The organism is Butyrivibrio sp. LB2008 (assembly GCF_000621565.1).
GTDB lineage: Bacteria > Bacillota > Clostridia > Lachnospirales > Lachnospiraceae > Butyrivibrio.
The window spans coordinates 305739-330526 of sequence record NZ_KK211307.1 but is presented as its reverse complement, the minus strand read 5'-3'; the positions used below and the strand labels follow the sequence as shown (position 1 = coordinate 330526).

Here is a 24788-nt window from a genome sequence, read left to right as displayed (position 1 = left end):
CTCTCCTTTCCTAAAAAATCTTTATGACTTAATTACTTAATGACTCATTCCCGTATATCAGGCCTTACCTTTTAAGTGATATACATATGCAAGAACTTCGGCAACAGCCTTATAAAGTTCCGGCGGAACGAGCTCTCCGACTTCAACGTTTGCGTAAAGCATACGCGCAAGCGGCTTATTTTCTACAATTTCTACATTATTTTCTTTAGCAAGCTCTTTTATCTTCTGAGCCATGAAATCAGCACCCTTTGCAACAACAATGGGAGCATCGGCTTCTTCTGCATCATACTTTATGGCAACAGCATAGTGCGTCGGGTTCGTGATTACCACATCCGCCTGTGGAACGGATTGCATCATTCTTCGCCTTGATGCTTCCATCATCCTTCTCTTCTGAGCGGACTTAACCTCAGGACTTCCTTCTGAATTCTTGAACTCATCCTTTACTTCCTGCTTGGTCATCATCATATCTTTGGTAAATTTGCGCTTCTGATAAATGAAATCCGCAAATGCGATGATCATATACGCAATGGCAACTCTAAGCCCAAGATCGATGATAAGATTCCCCATAAGTCCGATTGCCTGACTTAGCGGCATGTCATATAACAGAAACAGATAGTCATTTCTCTTTGAAAAGAATGAGTAGATGACAAATCCCATTACTATGAGCTTTAGGATTGATTTTGCAAGTTCAAAAAGCTTCCTCGCGGAAAAAATCTTTTTCATTCCCGATACGGGATTTAGCTTGGAAAGCTTTGGTTGCAGCGGCTTTGTGGTCGGTTTGTATCCAACCTGAATAAAATCACAAATAAATGCAACTATAAATCCCACTATAAAAAATGGAGCACATAACAAAAGAAGTGTCAGCATCGCGTTATGAATGATGTTTGTGATATGTGCAACAGGCAAACGCCCCTCGTAGGTCCTTGCAACAAGCGGTATATTGTCGTATACCCTTGCAAAAATATTGGTGAAAATACTCCCCATAAGAGAATATGCAATTCTCAAGATCAAAAAAAGCGAAAGAAGGCTGAATGCCGTAGCAACTTCCTGGCTCTTTGCAACCTGTCCATCTTTTCTCGCATCTTCAAGTTTCTTGGCGGTAGGCTGCTCGGATTTCTCCGCGCCGTTGGCATCTTCGGCAAAGAACTGCAGATTGTATTCAATTAAAAACGGCTTGTATTCTGCATCAGCCCTTCTGCATACTGTATACAAATTCCTGCATAAGCTCCTTCATATTTGTAAAAATAAAGTTTGACGCATCTCCCAGCATCGAAACCGTGATAAGCATAACCATAAGCCCAACAACTATCTTGATCTGAATACCTACAGAGAACATGTTCATCTGCGGTGAGACCTTGGCAAGAACACCAAGAACAACATTCGTTATAAAAGTAATGATAAATATCGGAAGACTGATTCTGAATCCTATAACTATATAGTCTCTTAAAAAAGCAACAACAGCATTGAGCATCCTGTCGCTGTGAATGACCGCACCGTTAATAGGGATCAGTGTAAATGTATCAATCAGTGAATCCAGAATATATCTGTACATTCCGGAAATTATCAGCGAAATAATAAGCACCTGCGAATAAAGCTGACCGGTGATCGTAACCTGCTCATTTGTATTTGGATCAAACAGGTTTACCATAGATAATCCGATCTGCATATCTACTATCTGTCCGGCAAAGTTGATAATAAGCTGGCACAACTGAACAGCATATCCAATAAGAAAACCGACCGTAACCTCTTTGAGAACTATGACCGTATAACCAATCAGCGTGTTATACGATGGCGCCGTGTAAGGTACCGCTCTGTAGATCAGCGCCGACAAAATAAGTCCAAATCCGACTTTTATCAGGTTCGGTGTCTGTCTTCCTCCAAAGAAAGGGCAAACAAAGATAAAACTTGTAACTCTTACAACTATTAACAAAAATATTTCCAGATCACCGTATCTGAAGCCGTAATCAATCATGCTTCACCTCCGGCTTATCGAACATATTTCGAAAAATCAGACCATATCAGCGATATAAATCCTGTAAGCTCGGTCATCATCCAGTTTCCGGTGATCATGATCACGATAAATACGCAAATAACCTTAGGAACAAAAGTCAGCGTCTGTTCCTGAATAGATGTAACGGTCTGAAATATCGAAATCACAAGTCCTACGATCATAGATGTCAAAAGAACCGGAAGCGACATCTTTATAACGAGCATAAGACACTGATTCACTATTGTATTAATATCCGCCATTGTTATCATAAAAACTCTTTTTCCTCCCCTGTCTCATACCCAAAACTAATAAAATGACTTAACAAGATTACCGATAATAAGGCTCCAGCCATCCGCAAGAACAAACAAAAGGATCTTAAACGGCATAGAAATTGTAGTCGGCGGTAGCATCATCATACCCATACTCATAAGTACAGATGCCACGACCATGTCGATAACAATAAAAGGAATATAGATCAAAAAACCTATAATAAACGCGGTTCTGAGCTCACTTACAATAAAACTCGGAATAAGAACAACGTTGGGAATACTCTCAAGTTCACCATCCCATTCAGTCTTATTTATCTCCATAAAGAGCTTAACATCCTTAGTCTGAGTCTGACCGTACATAAACTGCCTGAAAGGAGCCATGGCAACCTTTGCAAATTCCTTTTGATCCATCTGTCCCTGCTCAAAAGGAATAACTGCATCATTATAAACAGTAGTCAAAGTAGGCTGCATGATGAAAAGGGTCATAAACAAAGCAATCCCAACCATCACCAGATTCGGAGGAGATGTTTGGGTTCCAATAGCGGTTCTGGTGAAATGAAGCGCAACGATGATTCTCGTAAAAGAAGTCATCATCACAAGAAGCGTCGGCGCAATGGAAATGAGCGTTAATGTAATAAGTATCCTAAGCGATCCGCTCAGTGACCCGTTTCCGTTGTCATATGTGACCGTAACCGTATTTGCAATATTAAGTTTTTTAAGGTCATCAGGGGACTCTGCAGAGCCTGGATCTGTAATATTCGTTCGCTCAGCTTCAGAACCTGTCAGATTAGACTTTCCAGATGTTGTAGGATCGGTAGGTGTAGTATCTTCAATTACATTTTGAGTAGCCGCTACCGTAACGGGCACAAAAAATGACAAAAAGAGTATAAGAAAAACAGACAAAAAGGCGATAAACACCCCTTTTTTCAAACGACGTTTTTCACAACTATTCTTTTTATTTTCTCCCCACTTTTTATTCATAATCTTACTTCTTAAACTCGCTTTTTATTTTTTCAAGAATCTCGCTAAAGCTAAGCGTTGCGGTATTCTCATGGTCGTCAAAAAACAAAGACTCTTTGTCAAGCTCACATAATGCTGTAACCTCATCTTTACCTACAGCAATAGCCATATATTTGTTCCCCAGGCGAACTATCTGGATATACTTTGTTGTGGAAATCCTGCCCGTCTCAAGAACTTCGATATTTTTGCCGGTGTTCTTCTCCTTCTGGTAGCCCGCAAGCCACTTAGTCACATAATAAGTAAGCCCAAGGACAACAACAAAGATGATCAAAATGGCAATAAACTGTAAGTAAGAATCAGCTGTCATTATGTAAACACTCCATCAAAATCTTTACTGAACAATCTCGGTCACACGAACACCGAAACTTTCTTCAATTACTACTACCTCGCCTTTTGCAACGAACTTGCCGTTTACAAGCACATCGACAGGCTCGCCGGCAACTTTATCAAGCTCAATGATTGTACCAGGTGCAAAATCGAGAATATCCGAAATAGGCTTAGCCGTTCTTCCAAGCTCAACCGTAACTTCCAATGGTACATCCTTGATGATGCCGATATTCTCCCCTCCCGGCATCATCGCAGGTCCGCCGGCAAATGTCTGGAACTGCGCAGGCTGAATGTTCATATTCATCATCTGCGGCATCTGCATCTGTGGCATTCCCATCTGCGGAGTCTGCATCTGTGGCATGCCCATCTGAGGCATCTGCATTTGCGGCATCTGCATCTGTGGCATTCCCATCTGCGGTTGTGCCATCATATTTGGATCCGGAGCTGCCGGTGCAGGTTCGGGAGCAGGTGCCGGTGCGGGTTCAGGAGCAGGCGCAGGTGCAGGTTCATTTCCGGATCCGGCATCAGTAATTACAAGATCTTTTAATGCCTTTGCAAAATCAATAGGATACAACTGCATAAGAGTTGAATCCACAAGGTCTCCGACCTGCATCTTAAATGATATCTTAACGAATGTTCCGCTTAGGAACTCCGCAATATCCGATGGATCGTCATTGATCATATCAAGAAGAACAGCCTGCGGAGGACTGATATCGACCTTCTGATTGATCATTGTAGAAAGAGATGTCGCCGAAGCACCCATCATCTGGTTCATGGCTTCAGAAATAGCTGAAAGCTGAAGTTCGCCAATCTCTCCGGCTATATTTGTTCCGTCTCCCCCCATCATAAGATCGGTGATAACCATAACATCGCGCTCTTTTAAGATCAGGATATTGGTTCCGTCAAGTCCTACCGTATATTTGATCTGAATGAAGACACAAGGACGCTCATAGTTATTTATTACATTTTCCCAGTTGGCAAGTTCAACCTGAGGAGTTGTAATATTAACCTTCTGATTAACAAGGGAATACAGCGTAGTTGCTGAAGATCCCATACTTATATTTGCCACCTCACCGATGGCATCTTTTTCCGAATCATTTAAAAGAGTCTCATCTATAGCGTCGCCACCCGCCGGTGCGCCGTTGGTTACCGGAATATCCGAACTATCGGAAGGTGCTTCTGCAGCCGGAGCATCACCTTCTCCACCGGCTGTTGTATCCATGCCGGATAGCAAAGCATTTATTTCATCTTGAGATAACATTCCATCCATGCTCCTACTCTTCCTCCTCTCTTACTACCGACGTAATCCTGACGGCGTATTTATCTTTCGTAGTACCGGGCAATCCGGTGAATTTATACAGATTTCCTACGTAAACCTGCATATCTGTATTTACTCTGTTGTCCAGTCTGATAATGTCTCCCGGTTGTAAATGAACAAAATCATTAACTGATACATTGCACTTACCAAGAACAGCTTTAACGGGAACATCAACATGTTTGACCATTGTCTCCAGATATTCTCCAAAGTCCTCATCTGCATTCTTCTGCATTGTAGAGAACCAGAACTTGGTATTAAGCTTATCCATGACACTCTCAAGGGTAAAATAAGGAAGACAAACATTCATAAGTCCCTCCGTCTCACCAATCTTGATATTGAGTGTAACGATGGCGATCATATCTGTAGGTGAAATAACCTGTGCAAACTGCGGATTTGTCTCTATTCTCTCCATTACCGGGTTGATAGAAACAACATTCTGCCACGGCTCTACCATCAGCTGCATGCAAATGGTAACAAGCTTTTCTATAAGTGGCATCTCAATATCGGTGAATGGTCTCGGTTTATCAAGTCCGATGCCTGTACCTCCAAGCATCCTGTCAATAAATGAGAATCCGATGTTGGCCTGCAGTTCCAAAATAATCGTACCCTGTAAAGGAAGAAAACTAATGACTCCGAGAATAACAGGGTTCGAAAGCGCATTGCTGAATTCCGAATAAGTAACCGTCTCAGAGTTAGCAACCGACACCGTAACATTCTTTCTAAGATATAAAGGCAATGTAGTAGACAAAAGTCTTCCGTAGTGCTCATAAATCATCTCCAAAGTCCTAAGATGTTCCTTGGAAAACTTAGCCGGACGTTTAAAGTCGTAATCTTTGACTTTTTTCTCGTCTGCGGCTTGCATCTGATCTACATCAAGTTCACCGCTATTAAGTGCTGCCAACAGACCATCTATTTCATTTTGTGACAGTACTTCGCTCAAGTTGGATCTCCTTCCTCCGATAAGGTTCTATCGGCGTATCCTTCAATAATAAATGCAGCATTACTGATAAATTACGCTGCTGAAATTAACATCATAGATAAAGTTGGAATTAAACAACTCCTGAACTTTCTCGACAATCTTTGACCTTGCTTCCTGGCTGACTTCTTTCTGCTGAAGTTCTTCCATGGAGTAATCGGCAAGTGTCTCGGTAACAATTGACTTTACAAGATCTCTCATGCTTGCAAGTGATTCAGATGAACCATATGTAGCATAATCAGCATTTCCCATATTCATAGAGAAAACAACCTCAACAACCATCATGTGTGACTTGCCGTCACTTCCGGGTTTAAGGTTGATTGTAAGTCTGTCCTGATTTCCGACAAAACCAAATGTTGCAATTTCATTGACTCCCGCAGGTTCTGACGGTTCAAGCGCAAATCCGCCTCCTGCTCCGCCGCTTGCCTCAAGTTCAAGTGCAACTGCAATGTCGGAAACAAGCTTTGCTGTCTGGGAATTTGTTGTCATAACACTAAGGAGCATAAATCCCGTCATGGCAATATTTACAACAAGCAGCGCCAATATAATTATAGATAATAAATTCTTTTTCATTAAAAAATCCCCCTCTATTAGTATGAAGAACTAAGTGGATTGTATACTTTAATCTCAACTCGTCTGTTGCGCGCTCTTCCCTCATCGGTAGAGTTATCCGCTATGGGATTGTATTCTCCTCTTCCGGTATGGACTATATTTGCAGGATCAAGATTGGTATGATCGCACAAATAATAAAAAACCGAAAGAGCTCTACCGGAGCTTAGTTCATCATTATTAGCATACTTACCGCCGGAAGACATCGGAACATTGTCTGTATGCCCCTCGATTGCCACAGTTCCGCCCGCATAAGACTCAAGTATCTGTCCCACTTTATCAATAACGGGAATGGCATCTTCCTTGATATCTGTCTTTGCAGAATCAAACAGAATAGATCCCTGTATCGTAAGCTGAACAAACTGGCTTGTATAATTAAGAGCAACCACGTCAGCGATATCCTCTTCATTTAAAGCTTCTTCAATCTTCTCAGCAAGCTCTGCCGATGCCTCAAGCTGTTCTTCTTCAGCAGCTTCCATAAGTTCCTGTTGCTGCATGTCACCGACTTTAGCTTCTTCGCTGTCGGAATCCTCTCCGCTCTGGGCAAGTCCCATTGAAGTGATGTAACTTGATAACTCTGAGAGCTGCGAAATACCATCTCCTATAAGTGCGCCTTCACCGATAGCCATTTCACCACCGGAGAAAAATCCAAACGCCGAACTAAACGATGCCGCAACTTCTTCAAACTTGGCAGCATCCATGGTTGACATGGAGAAAAGAAGTACGAAGAAACAAAGAAGCAGATTCATCAGATCTCCAAATGTCGAAGTCCACGCAGGCGCGCCCGGTTTTACTTCTTCTGCTTTTTTTGCCATTATTCTTCGCCTCCGCCCGCTGAGCCGGATCCGGTCTCAGCTTCATAAGCTGTCCTCTCAACAGGTGACAAGAATGATTTAAGCTTTTCTTCCGTTACACGCGGGTTCTCACCTGCCTGTATGGACAAAAGTCCTTCAATAACAATACTCTTTGACATATATTCCGCATTACTTCTTGCCTTTAGTTTGGTTGAAGCCGGGAAGCAGAACCAGTTCGCCATGAGTGAACCGTAAAGTGTTGTGATAAGAGCTGTCGCCATGGACGGTCCGATCTTGGATGCATCACTCATGTCATTAAGCATGTTAACAAGTCCCAAAAGGGTACCGATCATACCCCAGGCAGGACCCTGTGCGGCAATATCTTCAAATACCGAATAGTTTCCTTTGTGTCTCTCTGCCATAGCATCAATCTCAGCCTCAAGAATGCTCTTAACAAGCTCAGGCTCGGTACCGTCGACTATAAGCATAACGCCCTTTTTCATAAAAGCGTCGTCAAGATTTCCGGCAGCTTCCTCAAGGGCAAGAAGTCCTTCCTTTCTCGCTGTATTGGAAAGGTCGATGATCTGCTTGATAACCGTTTTGGTATCATCAGATGTAACTTTAAATATTTTCGTATAGCACTTAAGCGCGCCGGTAAACTCCGGAAGCGATCTTGATGCCAAAACAGCCATCAACGATCCGCCGAATGTAACAAGCGCTGAAGGAAGATCCAAGAAATTTCCAACTGAACCGATACCTCCGGAAGTTATAATTCCCAAAAGCATCAGCACCAGTCCCATTATTACACCGATAAGCGACGCAATATCCACAGCATTTACCTCTCATAAAAAAAATTTTGTCAACATCTCATTCCGCAAGTTTCAGGAATTGATAAGACTGCAAATATCTTCCATACTCTCTTTAACAATGAGCTTTCTTCCGGTATGTAAGACCACGATTGTATCAAGATTGCTCTCCACTGACTCGATCATGCTCGGATTAATGAGAATCTTACGCGTATCCATTTTTGTAAGCTCAATAATTCCTTTGTTCATAATCACCTTCTGATATAAAATTACAAGTTTTTTGTGAAAAAATAGACCAGAAACGAAACTTAATTTCTTAGCATATTAATTTTACCATATGCTTTTACTTAATTCTTGCTTAATAGCAAATTTTTTAGCCCAATTTGAATCATAATTTCATTTAAGAGCAAAATGAATGAAATAAAGTTTGCAATTATGTTACATTATATTCTAACTATACCATATATAGTGGTATTCAATTCATTCTATCACATTTTCGGTCACTGTACACCATCAAATAAGAAAAAGAAACAGAACTGTCTGCTATTTTTCTTGACAAAATCAAAAAGCCCACACTTCTTGGAGATGTAGGCTTTTTCTGTTACGTGGTTAATTTTAATTTACACGCATTAATTTTTATGCATTTTTCTTTCAAAAACTCATTCTTTATTTTTCAGATTGTCGATCAATTTTTCTGTCCTGTCATATTTTATCTTTTCAATAAGCTGTGAATACTTATCTTTTTCAGCAAGAAGTTCTTTATATGCATCATTTTTCGCCTTAAGTTCCACATTGGCGGTGATTAGCTTAATCTCTGCCGTATGTGAAGTTTTAAGCGATTCAATATCATCCCTGAGCGATTGGTTTTCCTGTGAAAGTCTCGCATTCTCAGCAAGTAATATCCTGTTCTCGGAAGCAACTTTTGAAATATTTTCTCTTAAGGGATTCTCTCTGTTTTTGAGTTCCTCCACCTCGTCCATAAGTTTGGTGGAAGCTGAAACTCTTTCATCATATCGCTTTCTTATTTCATTTTCGCTTTCTTTTGCTCCCGCAAGTTCTTCTTTCATTGAAGAAATCTGCTTTTTTAGTTCATCATTTTTATCTTCCGATTCTTTAAGTTCTTTTTTCAGCCTGTCAATCTGATCCTGCATATCTTTTTTCAGCTCTTCATATTCCTTACTTAGTGTCTCTGCTTTTTCCTTCGCATCGCCTTCTCCGGACTTAAGATCTTTTAATGAATTCTGAAGTTCGCAGATAATCTCATCCTTAGTATCAAGCTGTTTTGCATAATCAACGCGTGCAAGTTCCGCTGCATCATTTCTTGATCTGATCAGATTCATGAATATATCATGCATCTTGGCCTGGTAATTCTCAAATTCCTCAAGCTGTTCAGCGCCTGCAGGAAGAGAATCTTTTTCAGCCTGCCCTTCATATACCCTTAAGAGCTCAGAAACTGCATGTTGTTGGTTTCCTCCAAGCTGTGCGGCAAGTTTCTTGATGTATTCAAAAGTTTCATCTGTAAGCCTCATTGTGCGAGGCTTTGTTGTATCATCCGTCATCCGTTCTTCTTTTAATGTCTCTTTATCACTCATCTTGTCTCCTTCTCAATTTCAGAACAAAATTACACTTTATTCGTATTTTAATGATTTCATTGTAACATCGCACGCACAAACTTTCAACTTGTAATGTGTACATTACAGTGTACACATTGTACACGTATATAAAGTTCGCAAAATGCATATTATGCGAACCCAAAATCATTGAAAAACGCAATAAATGCGTATATACTATCGATATGCTTAATTTTAACGCCAAATTCCATTATATGAATTTTACGGAAAAATAGGCTCAAAATAACATGGAGAGGCAATAGATTTAATAAAGGACTTGAAAATGGGACAATACGCAACCGTACCGATCACCAGAGAACAATACACTGAAATAATTGAGACAATGCGCGTCGGAGCTTCCAAACAGTTCCGCGCAAACCATCGCATTGCGGAGATTCTTATTGCAGAGGCCAATTTAGGGATTCGCATCGAAGACATTCTTGCTCTGAAGCCCTCAAGCTTTATTGCAGCCGGAAATGTTCATAAGATAAATATCATTGAAAAGAAAACAAAGAAAAAGCGGTATAAGACTGTTTCAGAAGCGTATTACAACCATCTGAAAGATTATATCAAAGAAAACAATATCAAAAATGATGAGCTGATATTCATCATTAGTGAACGAGCCGTACAAAAATACTTGCACAAAGTCTGTGAATATCTCGGATACGAAAACGTATCAACACACAGCTTCAGAAAATACTGCGGAATGCGTTTGTACGAAGACAACGGTTACAACATAGTCCTTGTAATGGAGTTCTTCCAGCACTCTTCTCCCGATATCACCAAAAGATACCTCGGCGTAGACGCCCGCGAGATGGAGGAAGCCCTCCAAAGCCATGTCGAGTTAGTATGATAGCTAAATTCAACTTCATGATTACAAAATATGGCCACATCCCTACCGGGATGTGGCCGCTTACATTATTTCCACTGGATTTCAAGTTTTTTATTATGGTCTGCACAATCAATAAGATATAGATTTATGAGTGTTTGATATGGGATTCCAGATTCAGACGACTGCTTTTTAAAATACTCCAGTGCATCTTCTCTGACATTCATGGTTATCTTTTTTTGAAGCTTTTTAGCATAAGGATTCTTAACTGCTTTACTAAAATCAAATTCTTTTTCCAAAAATTCATCATCCTCATTTATTTTCTTCATAAACCCTTACTCCTTTCATAACCTTTGCGTTCATTTTCTTTCGCTTTTCGAGATGATATAATTCTGATAACTGATTCTTCTCGAATGCAATGTACAACCATAAGCACTTTTCCGGAATAACTCATCCCGAGAATACGAAACCGATCTTCTTGTACTGAATGATCCTCATCATATTCCAAAAGAGCATCCTCATCATAAAAAACTGTTCTAGCTTCTTCAAATGATACGCCATGTTTATCTTTATTTATTGTATTCTTATTTTCATCCCATTCAAAACTTATTTCATTCATACATATATTATACATATTAAATAAATATGATTCAAGAAAAAAGCGCCCACATCCCCGACCGGATATGGGCGCTTGCCTTATGATATGATTTATAACTTTAATTATTATCTCTTAAGGTTTGTAAGCTCCTCAAGAAGTGTATCTGATACTGTGATGATACGGCTGTTAGCCTGGAAACCACGCTGTGTTGTGATCATCTCTGTAAACTGAGCTGAAAGGTCTACGTTTGACATTTCCAAAACGCCTGTGCTCATGTAGCCACCGTCAGTTGTAATATCCTGAACAGTTGCCTCACCTGAGTTAAGTGTTGAAGCATAGAGGTTGTCACCCTGCTTTGAAAGACCTGATGCATTAGCAAACTCAGCTGATGCGATCTGTCCCAAAAGCTTTGTCTGTCCGTTTGAATATGATGCGTAAATCTGTCCGTTATCACTTACAGATACGCCGTTCATCTCACCAACAGCACGACCTGTGTTAAGTGAATGCATGTCACCCTTAACAGCCTTGATTGTTGCAGAACCGCTTGTGTTGTAGTTTGTAAGAGAAGAAAAGTCTACTGAAATTGTATATGCTCTCTCCCGCTCTGCTGCATTGTTGGGTGAAGCCTGGAATCCAAATGCCTCAAGTCCGGGATATCCCTGACCAAATGTAATATTTACCTTACCGTCCTTGCCATTGTCTGCAGCCTGAATTGATCCGTCATCAGCATTAAACTTAAGCTGGATCGAATGATCACCTGTTCTGAGTGAAATCTGTCCAAATGTTGATGATCCGGGTGTATTGTCAATTGAATATGTTCCGTCAAGTCCGTAAGCATCAGCCATCTCATCGCTTATTCCATATACCTTGCTAAGAAGCCCTTTGTACTTACCGTTTGATGTCTCAAGAAGGTCTGAAATATTACCCATTCTGGGAACATCTTCATAAGCCTGATTTGTCTTGTATGTAAATGATCCATCATCAGCTTTGGTGTCATACACAGGCGACTTTCCTTCGCTGGGCTCTTTGTGTGTGATTGAAAGATATCCAGATGACTCAACTGTCATCTTGTATTCTCTGTTAGGATTAAGATCCATCTCTGCAAGAAGCTTTGTAATATCTGCATCTGCTCCGGGGAATACTGTTCTAAGGAAATCAGCATTAATTGTACTCTTGGTTATTGTAGTTTCAAGCTTATCGCCAAGAAGATAATATGAAGTTCCGTATGTATTTGAACTATTGTATACATACTTAGGTGTCTCAGACTTATAATCTGTGTCCTTATAATGTGCATTCGCAAAAGGCTTATTCTCATAAGTTGTAGGTAATGTTGCAGTTGCATCAGGGAACGGCTTCTCAGCAGGCTTAGTTGAAGGATAAATAATGTCAATTCCCGGCGTTCCGCTCATATCAATAACCCTTATCTTGAGATCAGCTATATCATCACTTGTTATTCCCGGAAGATTAGTTGTTCTATCAGAAAAGTATGTACCTACCTGATCCAGAATTTTCTGTGCAAGAGCCTTTTCCTCAGCAGAATAGGTGCCATTACTATCATTTGCGATATCGCTTATTTTCTCATATGAAAGATCAAGTGCATCATTTGTACCCCAGTTAAGATTTGTCGGGATCCCCTTTGTACCATCAGCAAGACTGGTAAATGCACCTATATCATCAGCATTGAAATCCATGTTAAATGATTTATTGCCGTCTGCAGGCTCGGTTCCGGGCTGCATTATAGTAATCTGGCCATTTGAATACTCATAATTAAGAGTATTAAGTGTACCACCTGAAGCCCTAAAAGAAGCAAGTGCGTCAATAAGTGATTTATTATCTCCGTCAGCGAACTTTTCAAGCTGGCTGTAAATCTGATCTACTGTGCCTTTTGTGCTCTGAATTTCAACATTCTTATAAATTGAAAGATATCCGGCATCATCATAAGTAAACTTATATCCCGCACCAAATGTCTCATTAATTCCAAATACATCTCTAAGCATCTCAGCTGAAATGTCATTTGAAGCCTGTCCTGTAAATGTACCTGTTGAAGTAGGAACTTTATATGCTTTCTGTGTTGCGGCATTGACGAAATATTTTCTTTCGGTATTGGGATTCTTAATATTCTCATTAGTAAACTTTGTAGCATCAAAGATTACATTCTCCGCCGTCAAAAGTGAAGGAACATTCTTTACTGTGCTATTAATTGTGATCTTTCCGTCATCGCCGATTGTATATTCAGCTGTGAGATATCCGGGGTACTCTCCCTTGATAGCTTCATCTGAAAGACCGTAAGCATCATTTAAGAGGTTTGCAAGCTTATCATTCTTACTATATTCAGGCGACATAAGATCTGTAAGTTTTCCGTTTGAAGGAACCTTATCAAACTTAACATCTCCGCCTTCTTTATTGATTGTAATAACAGAAGAATCTGCTCCTGCACTAACACTATATGTAGGCTGTGTTACCTGAGGCTTGGAAGTTCTCTGCTCATTTCCGATATCACCAAATGAGATCTGGCTCATAAGGTCATACTTCTTCTCGTTGTCATTAATAGACTTTCCTGAAGAATCAAGGATATCTGTAAGCGTAAGAGCATACAGATGATTTTCCTTGGGAGCTGTGTTCTTAAGTGTAAACTTTCCTGTATAGAGATAGCCCTTATTGTCATAGAACTCAAGTGTGATAACTTTACCATCATCAGACTTTACATTTGTATCATTATCATCAATATTTCCATTGAAATATGCTGCTGTTGTTGATGCAGGTGAATATGTAAAGTTAGCGGGGCTCATGATCTGAAGGCTGGAAAGTCCGCCATTCTTATTAACAGTAATCTCACCTGTCTCTCTATCTTCCTGTGCTGCCCAGCCCTGTACAAGATATCCGTTTGACTGCATTGCAAGATTTCCCGCACCGTCAACATAGAATGAACCGTCTCTTGTATAAAGATTCTCAACACCGTTGTTAACAACGAAGAATGACTGACCTGTGATCATGATATCAAAAGGGTTATTTGTTGTCTGTGTTGTTCCCTGAGATGTGATTGCAGTATTGATAGCTCCTGATTTAGCACCAAGACCGATCTGACGTGCGTTTACACCACCCTTTGTCTCTGTAGCACCTGAAGCTGTCTGAGTAGTCTGATACATAAGATCAGAGAATGTGATTGACTGTGATTTGTAAGAAGTTGTGTTAACGTTGGCGATGTTGTTACCGATAACGTCCATTTTTGTCTGATGTGTCTTAAGTCCTGCTACACCAGAATAAAGAGATCTCATCATAAGGCAAAGTCCTCCATCATAAAAAATATAACTGTTTGATTTTGGACGGATGCGTCGTGATTTTCGTCAAAGAACTTCCTTCTGTCGGTCGGGAAGTTAAGATTTCCTGACGGCATGGCACTTCAGGCCTTTTTGCCGCTTCGGTCCAATCATACGATCACTGCACCGTCTATGTTTGTAAATACATTGTTTTTGTTTTCTGTCTGATCCATAGCTGTAACCACCATGTTATTGGGAACATTTACTATAAATGCAAGCTGGTCAACCAAAATAAGTGACTCTTTTATTCCCTTTTCACCGGCTTCAGCTTTTCCGCGGTTAAGTCTCTGCATCTGTTCCGCAGAAAGCTCAATGTTTCTGTCATTGAGTCTGTTTACTGCATGCTTAGAAAATCTAAGATTCTCCGTGCTGATATTATTATCGGCAGAGTCTTGGATTTTATTTAGTACTGATGCAAAAGAATTTTCACCGGTTGGAATATTTTGTTTATTCTTATCTGTTTTTGGCACATTCCCATGTAAATATTGGTCTTGCACCTGCCCTATGGACATAAACTGACGACCATCCATTGTCATAGCTTATACCTCCTATGCGTTTGTAGCATTTGTAGCTTTTTTGGTATATGTTCTGTGTTCGTCTCCTCTGAGATCATCGATCTTGTTGACATAATGTAAAAGTCCCGTTGAATATGCTCCTTCAGGATCAATGTAGTATCTTGTCTTCTGATCGATATTCATGTAACGCTCATAAAGAGAATCAATCTTTTCTCCATGCTCTTCAAGAGTAATCTGCTCAAGGTCGGCAGGAAGAGCCTCAATTTCATCCAAAAATCCCTGCATAGTGCTCTCAAGTTCTTCAATTCTGCCAACATACTGCTTAAGTGATGTCTCATAATCCTTATCGATAAGATCTGTTGTTTTCTTATCAAAGCCTTTATAAGTTTCATCAAGTGCCCATATACTCTCTCCATACTCACCAAGGCTGACAAGTTCAATAAGATTGGGAAGTTTATCGATTTTCTCCATGAAATCAACAGCATTTTTGTGCGCGGTAGCATACTCATCACCAATAACCTGAGTAACATCATCAACATTGTAATTAGTTCCGTTAACGTTAAGGAATGCCTTATTACCGCTATAGGTAACAAAGTCAACAACACCCTGAATCTCGGTTGTCTTTTTGGTATCCGGATTAGTCTGAGTAATAGTTACAGTCTTTCCTACCATCTCAGATGCTCTTGACAAACTCATTGCATTTGCCATGTTGTTCATCTGCTCAACCTGAGTAAAGGTAGCATACTGTGAGATATACTCAGTATTTGAAGTCGGCTCCATGGGATCCTGATACTTCATCTGGGCGACAAGGATCTTAAGAAAAGAATCCTTGTCGTATCCCTTGGCCTGTTTAGCTTTTTCTTGTTCTTTTGTATCTTTGGTTCCGCCGGTATTTTGAACTTTACCGTCTTTAACTACTGCACTAACAGAATTAACATCTGCCATATTAACCTCTTTTCCGACCGGCTTATGCACTGAAATCTACAGTGTTTCCGCTCATAGCCATCATTTGAGCCGATATTCTCTCGGCATCGTCCATTTCTGTATCAACTGCAATATCATCCGCATCAAGAAGATTTATTCTTCGAAGTCCTTTTCTTCCTTTGGAAGCCTGCTCATTATTTCCGGAGCTTCCTCCCTGCTGTTGAAGATTCTCTTCAAAAGCATGGCTTGAAACGGTAACTTCTATAGAAGTAACTTTAATGCCGTGCGCTTCGAATTTCTGCTGAAGCTGAAGCATCTGGCTCTCCACAGCTTCTTTTACGATTTCATTCTGCGCTGTAAATCTTGCAACAATACCGTCTTTACCGCTTGTAAGAAGAATATTTACATTACCGAGGCTTGCGGGATGAAGCTGAAGTTCCATCTTTGTAACATCTTCTGTCGACGAAACAGTAATCTTCTCGGTAATCTGTCTTACGATATTTTCCATCTGGGCTCTGTCGGTATATGCAAGCATCTCATCCGCTGCCTGAGTTCCGTTTATCGCATCGGTAACTCCATTCAGGAACTGATTGAATACTGTTGCTCCTTCAGAACCGTGATTATAGTTCGCTGACTGATTGTTATTCTTTGTTGTATTATTGGAATTTTCGACGGGTTTGAATTCTTCTTTGACCACATCAGCCCTGTCCGTAGAGATATCATTTTTAATTTCCTTGCCTTGTTCTTTATCGGCAGGATTCTCGATATCCTTGTCCTGTCTTAGATCGTTTATCTCAATTACAGGTTCTGATTGTGTATCAGGTTCTGCAACCTTTTCCGTCACCTGAGAAAATTCCTCATGTATTTGGCTGACAGCGTTATTAAAATCTTCCTCAGTTAAGTTAAGCTCATTCATAAGCTCACTTCTCATACTATCCGCACCCTCCATGAGGTCCTGCAATGATGTATAGAGTTCTGAGTCTGTGATAAGATTTACCGCCTCATCCTGGCCGCCCACTGCTGTAACAAGTTGAATCAAGTTGTCGGGGTTAAACAGATCTGCCGCCGTGATTCCCAATACCTGCATCGCATTTACAATATCTTCCTCAGATATATCAAGCTCTTCAGCAATTTGGGTGATCAGCTTTTTGCCTTCTTCTGCAATGGCCTCCTGCAGCTCTTTACCGGCTTCCTTGCCACTTGTTTCTTCCGTAACTACCGCGCTCTTTGTATCAACGGTTCCGGTATCCGTAGTGTCGCTTTTAACATTATTTGCAGCAACACCGGCAGTTTCCTTCTGCTCCGATACATTTGTTTTCGCCTTTTCATTTGGCACAGATACATCTTTTTGTGTTCGAGAAGTATTTATCTGTGTCAATGCGTCATTTGCCTTGTTTAAGATATTATCAAAGCTCGCCGAGCCTTTAATATCATATCCTTCAGGCATTGTTACGGCTGAAACATTTGAGGCTGCAGTGCCACCCGCCATAAAATTCATGGCTGCACTGATAGAATTTGTTGCACTGCCCATAGCGTCCTCCTTAATGTATTTAATTTGGTCATGATCCATTACATGATTAGACCATAACATTTCATACATTATATCGGCGTAATATCTTATAGCTTTATACTTTTTTCAAAAAAAATTACAAATCTGCAAAATAAATATTATCCCGTAACTTTTGTAGATTTCTGCTTAAGTGCATTAGGCTCCAAAAGTTGTGTGAGCTTAGCTGCGTTTTCCTCTTTCATCTGAGCAAGGATATCGCCTCTGTTCTCTACGCTCATCTGTGCAAGAATCTTGGAAACAAGCTCAATCTGATTCTCGTTTACCATTTCATCAAAAATCTTCGCAGCCGACTTTGCCTTCATTCCCGAATATGTCGTGGCAAAAGCCTTGATTGCAGCATCTTCACCCTCTTTGCGCTTAACTCTCTCGTAAATCTGAGCCGCGGTATCAGGATCGATCTGCTCAAAATATTTGGCATATTCTTCGGGACTAGGCGCTTTATCTCCGTAAACTATGCTGTTATAGAAATTCGCCCTCTCTTCATAAAACTCTTTTTGCTGCTCCTCAAAGGGCTCAAGTCTTGCAATTTCTGTTTCGAGCCTCTCTATAGTGGAAGCATAGCTGCTATTTTGCTCCATCTCGGACTGCAGAGCCTTCTCAAGCCTTTTAATATAAGCATTTGCTTCATCCATAGTCTGGATTCCGCCGCTTGAAGTAGAACCTTCGCCGCTATAATCACTTTGAATGGGCGAATCGGAAACCACTACATCATTTCTTGCTTCACCCGGCAAAATAGCATTGATAACGGGTATATCTCCGATAAGCGGTGCCAGTATATCGGAACCAAAATTTCCTACATTAAACTTTATAAGAAGAGCCATTATGGCAAGCCAAATAAGAACAATAAAAAAAGTTATAACGATCGTTGCAAGACCGCCCGCATCATCGCCGCTAAGTTCCGCGGACCTCTCGGCAAATTCATGCAACTTCTCTTTATCAGCTTTTCTCTGTTCTTTAAGCTTTTTTCTGTATTCTAATTTGTCAGCCTTAAGCTTTTCTTTTGCCGCCTTTTGATCATCAAAAGGTGACATCGGCATATCCAATTCAGCCATAATTACTTCTTCTCCTGTTGCCTCTGTCCGTAAGTAAAGCTGGTTCTCTGGTCGTTCTCTTTAGCTTCTTCCTGCTTTTCCTCTTCAAGATACTCTGCATAAGCTCTGTCCCTCAAGGTCTCCTGCATTTTTCTCTCCTGAATCGCTCTTGCAAGTCTGACTCTTACTTTCTCAACCTCAGCTTCATATTCCTTTATTATCCTGGACTGAGTAGCTATCATAACATCCATCTGAGCCGTCGCATACTGGTTGTCCAATATGTCCTGAAGTCTCAGACTTGCTTCATTTCTAAGCTCCTCAGCTTCGATAAGGTAATTTTCTTTTCTTTTTACATACTCATCCAAAATATCATACTGCTTATTAAGCTCAGCCTGAGCAGTGGCAAATTCCATCTTGATCTGCCCCTCGGTCTTTTGCTTGATATTAAGGATATTCTGCATTCTATAGACAAATCTTGCCATAATAAAACCGCCGATTCATCAATATCTGAACATATCGATAAGTTTCGCTCTGATCTCTTCAAAGCTGAATTTCTGATCTGTTTCCTGCAAAAGAAATTCATTAACCATATCAATCTTGGAAACTGCGTAGTCAATGTTCTTGTTCGCACCCATTCTGTAGGCTCCGATATTTATCAGATCTTCCGCATCATTGTAGGTTGCAAGAACATTTTTAAGCTTGCCCGCCGCCTTTTTGTGCTCGGGATCAGCAATAGCCGACATACATCTTGAAATACTTGCAAGTACGTCAATTGCCGGATAATGATTCTTTTGCGCAAGTTTTCTGTTGAGCACTATATGGCCATCCAGAATACCTCTCGCTGTATCCGTGATCGGTTCATTCATATCATCACCGTCAACAAGAACGGTATAAAGACCTGTTATCGAGCCCGACTTCGATTTGCCCGCTCTCTCAAGAAGTTTGGGCATCTCCGCGTATACGCTCGGCGGATATCCTCTTGAAACAGGAGGCTCACCGCTCGCAAGTCCGATCTCTCTCTGAGCCATTGAAAAACGCGTAAGCGAATCCATCATAAGAAGGACATCCTTACCTTTATCTCTGAAATACTCAGCAATAGACGTCGCAGTCTTTGCAGCCTTTAATCTTTCAAGAGCCGGTCTGTCGGAAGTGGCACAAACAACGATAGAACGTTTCATACCTTCTTCGCCCATATCTCGTTCAATAAATTCCCTGACTTCCCTTCCACGCTCTCCGATAAGTGCAATGACATTGATGTCAGCTTGTGTATTCCTTGCAAACATACCAAGGAGCGTACTTTTGCCGACACCCGATCCTGCAAAAATTCCAATTCGCTGTCCTTTGCCGACCGTCAAAAGTCCGTCGACAGCCTTAACACCAAGTGGAAGAACTTCCGAAATCGGATCTCTGGTCATAGGATCCGGCGGTTCATTTTCAACAGAATATGCAACTCCGCCTTCAAGCATCGTTCCCTGCCCGTAAGAAATTCCGTCAATCCTTCCTAGTCCGTCGAGAGTTTTGCCCAAAAGACCTTCACCGACATTTACTCTAAGGGGTGAATCCGTATTCTCGACAATACTTCCGTTTCCGATGCCGCTGACATTCTCATACGGCATAAGCTGAACATGATTATCCTTAAAGCCCACAACTTCAGCCATGGCAGGTTTGGAATCAATGTTTATCGCAGATTCATTGTCTTTTTTCTTAGGGTAAATAAGGCAGATATCACCGAGCTTCGCATCGGGTCCCGCCGATTCGATAGTAAGTCCGATAACATTGACAACTTTGCCCCTCATACGATAAAAAGGGGCATTTTCCATTTTTTTGTATTTAGATAGATCAATAGAAGATGTGAGCATATTTATAACCTACTCTTTATCTTTTCTTCCTGTCAAAAGAAAGAAGTTTGAGTTTTCGTGTAAGCTCTGAGAGCTCTACTCCGAGACTGCAGTCAAAAACCCCGCTGTCCGATTCGATCATGCATTCATTCTCTTTAAGAAGCGGATCTTCGATAATTTCCATAGTAGTGCTCGGAGATGAAATACATGCATCCAAGGATTCTTTTTCTTCCATGACATCATCATAGTCATCGGGAGAAATGTGCACAATCAGGTCTTTTCCGGGCTCAATCCTTGAAAGGGTATTTTTTAACAGATGAAGTATAATTCCCTTGTCGCCTCGCATATCTACGCCAAATACATGCTCATAGATCTGTGTGAGAACGTCCACCATCTCGGGTTCAAGTTCATCAACTATCTGCTGATACTCTTTTTCCAGTTCTTCCTGTTTCTGAAGAGTTTCCTGTTTTATCTGCTCAACGGCAGCAAGTCCTTCCTGGTAACCGGTATCGTACCCCTGTTGTCTTCCCTGCTCCATAGCCTGACTTCTGATATTTTCAGCCTGTTGCTGCGCATCATTTATTATCATGTCAGCCTGTTCCTGAGCCTGTTGCAACTTAAGGTCTATCTCGGCCTGCATGGCTTCCATATCAAACTGAGGATCAGGAAAAGATCCCAACATATTCTGATCCTGAGTGAGCTGATCGATAGGTTCCAGCCCTATTCCCGGAACAAAATCATCAATACCGTCTCCCTCTTCGTAGCCCTCTTCCTGCATCATTCTGGTTCTTTGACGCCTTAGTTCTCTTTCCTGAAATGCTTCAATTTTCCTGTTGGAAAGATCGTTATTATCAATTATTCTTGCATCGCCCTGATCAAAACTCACAAAGCCGGCTTTAAAAAGATTAGACAATTAGCTCATCACCTCCGCCTCTGGAGATAACAATTTCACCGGAATCCTCGAGCTTTCTGATGACATTAACGATTTTCTGCTGTGCCTCTTCAACATCCTTCATACGCACAGGTCCCATGAAATCCATATCTTCTTTTATCATCGCAGCAAGACGCTTTGAAAGGTTGTTGAAAATAGCATTCTGAACCTGCTCGGTAGCACCTTTACATGCAAGAGCAAGATCACTGTTTTCAACCTCACGCAACACTCTCTGAATAGATCTGTCGTCCAAAAGAAGGACATCCTCGAATACGAACATCTTCTTTCTGATCTCGTCCGCAAGCTCGGGCTCCTCGATCTCGAGAGTTTCCATAATATGCTTTTCTGTAGCTCTGTCTACCGTATTCAGGATATCTACAACAGCATCTACGCCGCCGATGATCGTGTAATCCTGATTTACAAGAGAAGAAAGCTTTGATTCAAGCACTTTTTCTACTTCCTTTATAGTATCCGGACTTGTTCTGTCCATGGATGCAATACGCTTTGCAACATCAGCCTGTCTGTCAGGCGGAAGAGCCGACAAGATCATCGCGCTCTGGGACGGTGACATATAAGACAAAATAAGGGCAATTGTCTGTGGATGTTCGTCCTGAATGAAAGTAAGTATCTGAGAAGGTTCTGTCTTTCTAATGAACTCAAAGGGCTTAACCTGAAGAGAAGCCGTAAGTTTACTGATGACATCGAGAGCCTTGTCTTCACCAAGGGCTTTCTCAAGAAGCTCTTTGGCATAATTGATACCGCCTTCCGCGATATACTGCTGAGCAAGACATACTCCGTAGAACTCTTCAAGGATTGCTTCCTTGATCTGAGAAGTGACACTTCGTGTGTTGGCGATCTCAAGAGTAAGTTCCTCGATCTCTTCCTCTTTCAGATGTTTGAATATAGCGGACGATTTCTCAGGTCCAAGTGCAATAAGGAGAATCGCCGCTTTTTGTGTGCCGGTAAAATCCGCCAGTAAAGGATTTGAGCCGCCTAGTTCCATAATAATTCACCCCATAAAAAATCAAGCATAATCTTCGTTTAGCCAGTTTCTCAAAAGCGTTGCTGCCGCTTCCGGATTTTCATCAACAAACTTCTCGATAAGTCTCTTGGTCTCAGATCCCGTATCCATCTCGATATCTTCGAGCAGTTCTTCGGGCTGTGACTCAAGTAAAGATTCAACAGACAAAGGTTCGGGTTCTTCCACTTCCTCTGTCTTCTTTGTAGTCCACATGCTCCTGATAATGATAAATGCAAGAAGTCCCAGGATCACAAGAATCAAAAGAATCTGAAGAATATCTGTAAGCGTTACAGCCGATCCCGTCTTATCAAAGAACATATACTCGGTATATGCCGCCATTGCAACATTCTCCGCTGTGATACCCGTTGCTTTGGAAACACCGTTTAGCATATCTTCCGGAACATCCATCGGAATAGGCTCTTTATTCTGTGCCTTAAATTCTTCCCACGTAAGATTATTATTGTCCGCACTGTTGTAATCATCTTCGTTCATAACAACGTAATTTATCGCAGTTACATATATCGAAGATTTATCATAGTCGATCGCACCCGGCTGACTTGTAGTCGTGGTTATCTTCTCGTTCGGAAGATAATCTCTTGATTCCTCGTTGATATTGGAACTTGAATTATTGTTATCCTGTGTTACATATGTAGTCTCGTCATCGGCATTTGTATCCGTTCCCGGAATTCCGCTGATGCCGTTTACATTTTCTGCAGTATAGATATCTTCATGACTGAGCACACCCTGTGTCTGATCTTCCGCCGGAGTATAGTCATGCTGAACCGTCTCCTCATGCGAAAAATCCATAACAAGATTGCTTGCAACCTCAATATCATCGTATAACTTTGTTCCGAGAAGCACTTTCTTTACTTCGTTCTTTACAAGCTGCTCGGCTTTTGCCTTAAGTGTGAGCTGAGTACTTGCAAGTCCCGAAACCGTCGCATCCTCATCGCCCGCAAAAAGCATATTGCCTGCATTATCAAGAATTACAATATTCTCGGTATTAGAATTGCCTATAGCCTTAGCTACGGCTCTTGCAAGAAATGAAGCATTGTCTTCCGAAAACTCCGCTCCTTCTGCAAGTTCCAGCACGATACTGGCAGATGCTTCCTCTTTGTTTCCTATAAGTGTTCCGTCGTCATCCGGAATATGAAGCTTAACATGAGCAACATCAATAGCAGTGAAATTCTGAATAAAATCGGATTCCAACTGTTTCTCCAGATATACAACATACTTCTTTTGCTTGTCTGATTCCGTCGTAGAAAAACTTCCGTTTGTTACGTTGTCGATACTGTATGCATATGACTGTATATCATTAGCACCTAAAAGAAGATTGGCATTAGCCTGATCTTTTTTGAGAACCTTAAAATTCAGACCGTCATCCGACATCTTGTAATTGACGGCGTTTGAGTCCAAAAGTTCCTTGATCTCCGATGCCTCTTTTGTAGAATTGGCTGTAGCCAAAAGAACATACTGAGGCTGATTTAAAGCAGATAACAAGATAATAAGTGTCAGAAGAACTACTGTCCCCGCTCCAACAACCAGCGTTTTCTGCTTAGCTGTAAACTTGTTCCACCAATCGAGAATTTTCTGCCACAGCGCTTTAAATCTGTCAGCCATTTATTCTCCCTCCCAAAAAAAACTAAAAAAATGAAATTTTTAAATCTGCATCTGAGTAAGCTCTCTGTATGCAGCAAGCGCCTTGTCGCGTACAGCAATGGTATACTGAAGTGCAGTCTGCGCCTTCTGAAGCGCAATTGTAAGATCATGCGTATTATCAGTCTTGCCGAGAGCCCATTTTATCTCCTCGTTCTCAGCATCAGAAAGATATGCATTTGTCGTATTTATATTCTGCACAGCCTGATCAAAGATTGAAGAAAAAGAATCATTAGCATCTCCGTTGTTCCCCAAAACATTGTAGACTCTGCTGTTAGTCTTCTCCGCATTCCTGATTGCCTGTGAAGTTACATTTCTAAGTTGTGAAATATCAAGTGAAGCCATTAAATACGCCCTCCGAATAATCAGATCTTAAAAAAGCCAAAATCAGCCGTTTCCTATCTCAAGGCCCTTCATCGCCATACTCTTGCTCGCATTAAATGCAGTTGCATTTGCTTCATAAGATCTGCTTGCATCTATAAGATTAGTCATCTCTGTGACCGTGTTGACATTTGGATAAGTAACATATCCGTTTTCATCCGCATCGGGATGTGAAGGATCGTAAACAATATTCATCTGTGTCCAAGTGTCATCCTGTACCTTTGTGATCTTGACACCGCGGCCCGAATAATGATCAAGCTTCTCGTTTAAGATCCTTGAAAAAGGAGTCTGTGTGCCTTTCTCGGCAAAAGTAACTACCTTTCTGACATAAGGAGTTCCATCCTCCGTTCTTGTTGTATTTGCATTTGCAATGTTCTCGGAAATAATATCCATTCTGAATCTCTGAGCTGTCATTCCCGATGAGTTGATGTTGAAAGAATCGAAAATACTCATAACAA

General features: G+C 41.0%; 27 protein-coding genes. 1 reads left to right on the top strand and 26 read right to left on the bottom strand.

Translation table 11 applies throughout. The features are described 5' to 3' along the window. Window positions 1-57: 57 nt before the first annotated feature. The 12 genes from flhB to T356_RS0116185 form a co-directional block, all read right to left on the bottom strand. Entirely contained in the window at window positions 58-1212 is a 1155-nt protein-coding gene (flhB, locus tag T356_RS0116240; RefSeq protein ID WP_026515406.1) for a flagellar biosynthesis protein FlhB, read from the bottom strand. Further along, complete coding sequence (fliR, locus tag T356_RS0116235; RefSeq protein ID WP_026515405.1) at window positions 1187-1972, bottom strand: flagellar biosynthetic protein FliR; 786 nt, start codon at window positions 1970-1972, stop codon at window positions 1187-1189. Before fliR ends, flhB begins: the two co-directional genes overlap by 26 nt. Window positions 1973-1986: 14 nt before the next feature. Then, window positions 1987-2259 carry a flagellar biosynthesis protein FliQ gene (gene fliQ, locus T356_RS0116230; protein WP_026515404.1) on the bottom strand — a complete coding sequence of 91 codons (273 nt, stop codon included), beginning with the start codon at window positions 2257-2259 and terminating at the stop codon, window positions 1987-1989. Between the two features lie 36 nt (window positions 2260-2295). Further along, window positions 2296-3240, bottom strand: coding sequence for a flagellar type III secretion system pore protein FliP (gene fliP / locus T356_RS0116225; protein ID WP_081777889.1), 945 nt, complete (start codon window positions 3238-3240; stop codon window positions 2296-2298). 4 nt (window positions 3241-3244) lie between these two features. Beyond that, a complete protein-coding gene (locus tag T356_RS0116220) occupies window positions 3245-3586 on the bottom strand; it encodes a flagellar biosynthetic protein FliO (RefSeq protein WP_035781393.1) in 342 nt (113 codons plus the stop codon). A gap of 24 nt (window positions 3587-3610) precedes the next feature. Further along, entirely contained in the window at window positions 3611-4876 is a 1266-nt protein-coding gene (gene fliY, locus T356_RS0116215; RefSeq protein WP_026515401.1) for a flagellar motor switch phosphatase FliY, read from the bottom strand. Between the two features lie 4 nt (window positions 4877-4880). After that, window positions 4881-5864, bottom strand: coding sequence for a flagellar motor switch protein FliM (gene fliM, locus T356_RS0116210; RefSeq protein WP_026515400.1), 984 nt, complete (start codon window positions 5862-5864; stop codon window positions 4881-4883). Between the two features lie 60 nt (window positions 5865-5924). Then, window positions 5925-6473, bottom strand: a complete 549-nt coding sequence (locus T356_RS0116205; protein WP_026515399.1) for a flagellar basal body-associated FliL family protein — start codon at window positions 6471-6473, stop codon at window positions 5925-5927. A gap of 17 nt (window positions 6474-6490) precedes the next feature. Further along, window positions 6491-7324: an OmpA/MotB family protein gene (locus T356_RS0116200; protein ID WP_026515398.1), complete on the bottom strand. Its 834-nt coding sequence runs from the start codon at window positions 7322-7324 to the stop codon at window positions 6491-6493. Beyond that, entirely contained in the window at window positions 7324-8133 is an 810-nt protein-coding gene (locus tag T356_RS0116195) for a motility protein A (RefSeq protein ID WP_026515397.1), read from the bottom strand. The genes T356_RS0116200 and T356_RS0116195 overlap by 1 nt, the downstream gene beginning before the upstream one ends. A gap of 51 nt (window positions 8134-8184) precedes the next feature. Next, on the bottom strand, window positions 8185-8358 hold the full coding sequence (locus T356_RS20940) for a flagellar FlbD family protein (RefSeq protein ID WP_242846630.1): 174 nt from the start codon (window positions 8356-8358) through the stop codon (window positions 8185-8187). A 410-nt stretch (window positions 8359-8768) separates the two neighbouring features. Continuing rightward, entirely contained in the window at window positions 8769-9701 is a 933-nt protein-coding gene (locus T356_RS0116185; protein WP_026515396.1) for a hypothetical protein, read from the bottom strand. 301 nt (window positions 9702-10002) lie between these two features. On the opposite strand from T356_RS0116185, the gene T356_RS0116180 reads away from it, so the two are divergent. Next, the gene (locus tag T356_RS0116180) at window positions 10003-10572 is read left to right on the top strand and encodes a tyrosine-type recombinase/integrase (RefSeq protein WP_026515395.1); all 570 of its coding nucleotides are present in this window, start codon (window positions 10003-10005) and stop codon (window positions 10570-10572) included. Between the two features lie 65 nt (window positions 10573-10637). Here T356_RS0116180 and T356_RS0116175 read toward each other — a convergent pair whose 3' ends face one another. The 14 genes from T356_RS0116175 to flgC all read right to left on the bottom strand — a co-directional run bounded on the left by T356_RS0116175 (window position 10638) and on the right by flgC (window position 24783). Further along, a complete protein-coding gene (locus T356_RS0116175) occupies window positions 10638-10877 on the bottom strand; it encodes a CopG family antitoxin (protein ID WP_051563503.1) in 240 nt (79 codons plus the stop codon). Further along, the gene (locus tag T356_RS0116170; RefSeq protein ID WP_026515393.1) at window positions 10874-11167 is read right to left on the bottom strand and encodes a BrnT family toxin; all 294 of its coding nucleotides are present in this window, start codon (window positions 11165-11167) and stop codon (window positions 10874-10876) included. Before T356_RS0116170 ends, T356_RS0116175 begins: the two co-directional genes overlap by 4 nt. A gap of 104 nt (window positions 11168-11271) precedes the next feature. Continuing rightward, on the bottom strand, window positions 11272-14424 hold the full coding sequence (locus T356_RS21595; RefSeq protein WP_051563502.1) for a flagellar hook-basal body complex protein: 3153 nt from the start codon (window positions 14422-14424) through the stop codon (window positions 11272-11274). A 149-nt stretch (window positions 14425-14573) separates the two neighbouring features. Then, window positions 14574-14999: a TIGR02530 family flagellar biosynthesis protein gene (locus T356_RS0116155; RefSeq protein WP_026515392.1), complete on the bottom strand. Its 426-nt coding sequence runs from the start codon at window positions 14997-14999 to the stop codon at window positions 14574-14576. A gap of 12 nt (window positions 15000-15011) precedes the next feature. Next, on the bottom strand, window positions 15012-15923 hold the full coding sequence (locus T356_RS20635) for a flagellar hook capping FlgD N-terminal domain-containing protein (RefSeq protein ID WP_051563501.1): 912 nt from the start codon (window positions 15921-15923) through the stop codon (window positions 15012-15014). A 22-nt stretch (window positions 15924-15945) separates the two neighbouring features. Continuing rightward, the gene (locus tag T356_RS0116145; protein ID WP_026515391.1) at window positions 15946-17433 is read right to left on the bottom strand and encodes a flagellar hook-length control protein FliK; all 1488 of its coding nucleotides are present in this window, start codon (window positions 17431-17433) and stop codon (window positions 15946-15948) included. 137 nt (window positions 17434-17570) lie between these two features. Beyond that, window positions 17571-18524 (bottom strand): hypothetical protein, encoded by a 954-nt coding sequence (locus tag T356_RS0116140; RefSeq protein WP_026515390.1) that lies wholly within the window; start codon window positions 18522-18524, stop codon window positions 17571-17573. Between the two features lie 2 nt (window positions 18525-18526). Then, window positions 18527-18985 (bottom strand): flagellar export protein FliJ, encoded by a 459-nt coding sequence (locus T356_RS0116135; protein WP_026515389.1) that lies wholly within the window; start codon window positions 18983-18985, stop codon window positions 18527-18529. Window positions 18986-19003: 18 nt separating this feature from the next. After that, a complete protein-coding gene (gene fliI / locus T356_RS0116130; protein WP_330370971.1) occupies window positions 19004-20323 on the bottom strand; it encodes a flagellar protein export ATPase FliI in 1320 nt (439 codons plus the stop codon). Between the two features lie 55 nt (window positions 20324-20378). Further along, complete coding sequence (locus T356_RS0116125) at window positions 20379-21254, bottom strand: FliH/SctL family protein (protein WP_026515387.1); 876 nt, start codon at window positions 21252-21254, stop codon at window positions 20379-20381. Continuing rightward, the gene (fliG, locus tag T356_RS0116120; protein WP_035781389.1) at window positions 21247-22275 is read right to left on the bottom strand and encodes a flagellar motor switch protein FliG; all 1029 of its coding nucleotides are present in this window, start codon (window positions 22273-22275) and stop codon (window positions 21247-21249) included. Before fliG ends, T356_RS0116125 begins: the two co-directional genes overlap by 8 nt. Window positions 22276-22296: 21 nt before the next feature. After that, window positions 22297-23913: a flagellar basal-body MS-ring/collar protein FliF gene (fliF, locus tag T356_RS0116115; RefSeq protein WP_026515385.1), complete on the bottom strand. Its 1617-nt coding sequence runs from the start codon at window positions 23911-23913 to the stop codon at window positions 22297-22299. A 39-nt stretch (window positions 23914-23952) separates the two neighbouring features. Then, on the bottom strand, window positions 23953-24294 hold the full coding sequence (fliE, locus tag T356_RS0116110) for a flagellar hook-basal body complex protein FliE (protein ID WP_026515384.1): 342 nt from the start codon (window positions 24292-24294) through the stop codon (window positions 23953-23955). Between the two features lie 42 nt (window positions 24295-24336). After that, the gene (flgC, locus tag T356_RS0116105; RefSeq protein ID WP_026515383.1) at window positions 24337-24783 is read right to left on the bottom strand and encodes a flagellar basal body rod protein FlgC; all 447 of its coding nucleotides are present in this window, start codon (window positions 24781-24783) and stop codon (window positions 24337-24339) included. Window positions 24784-24788: the final 5 nt, after the last annotated feature.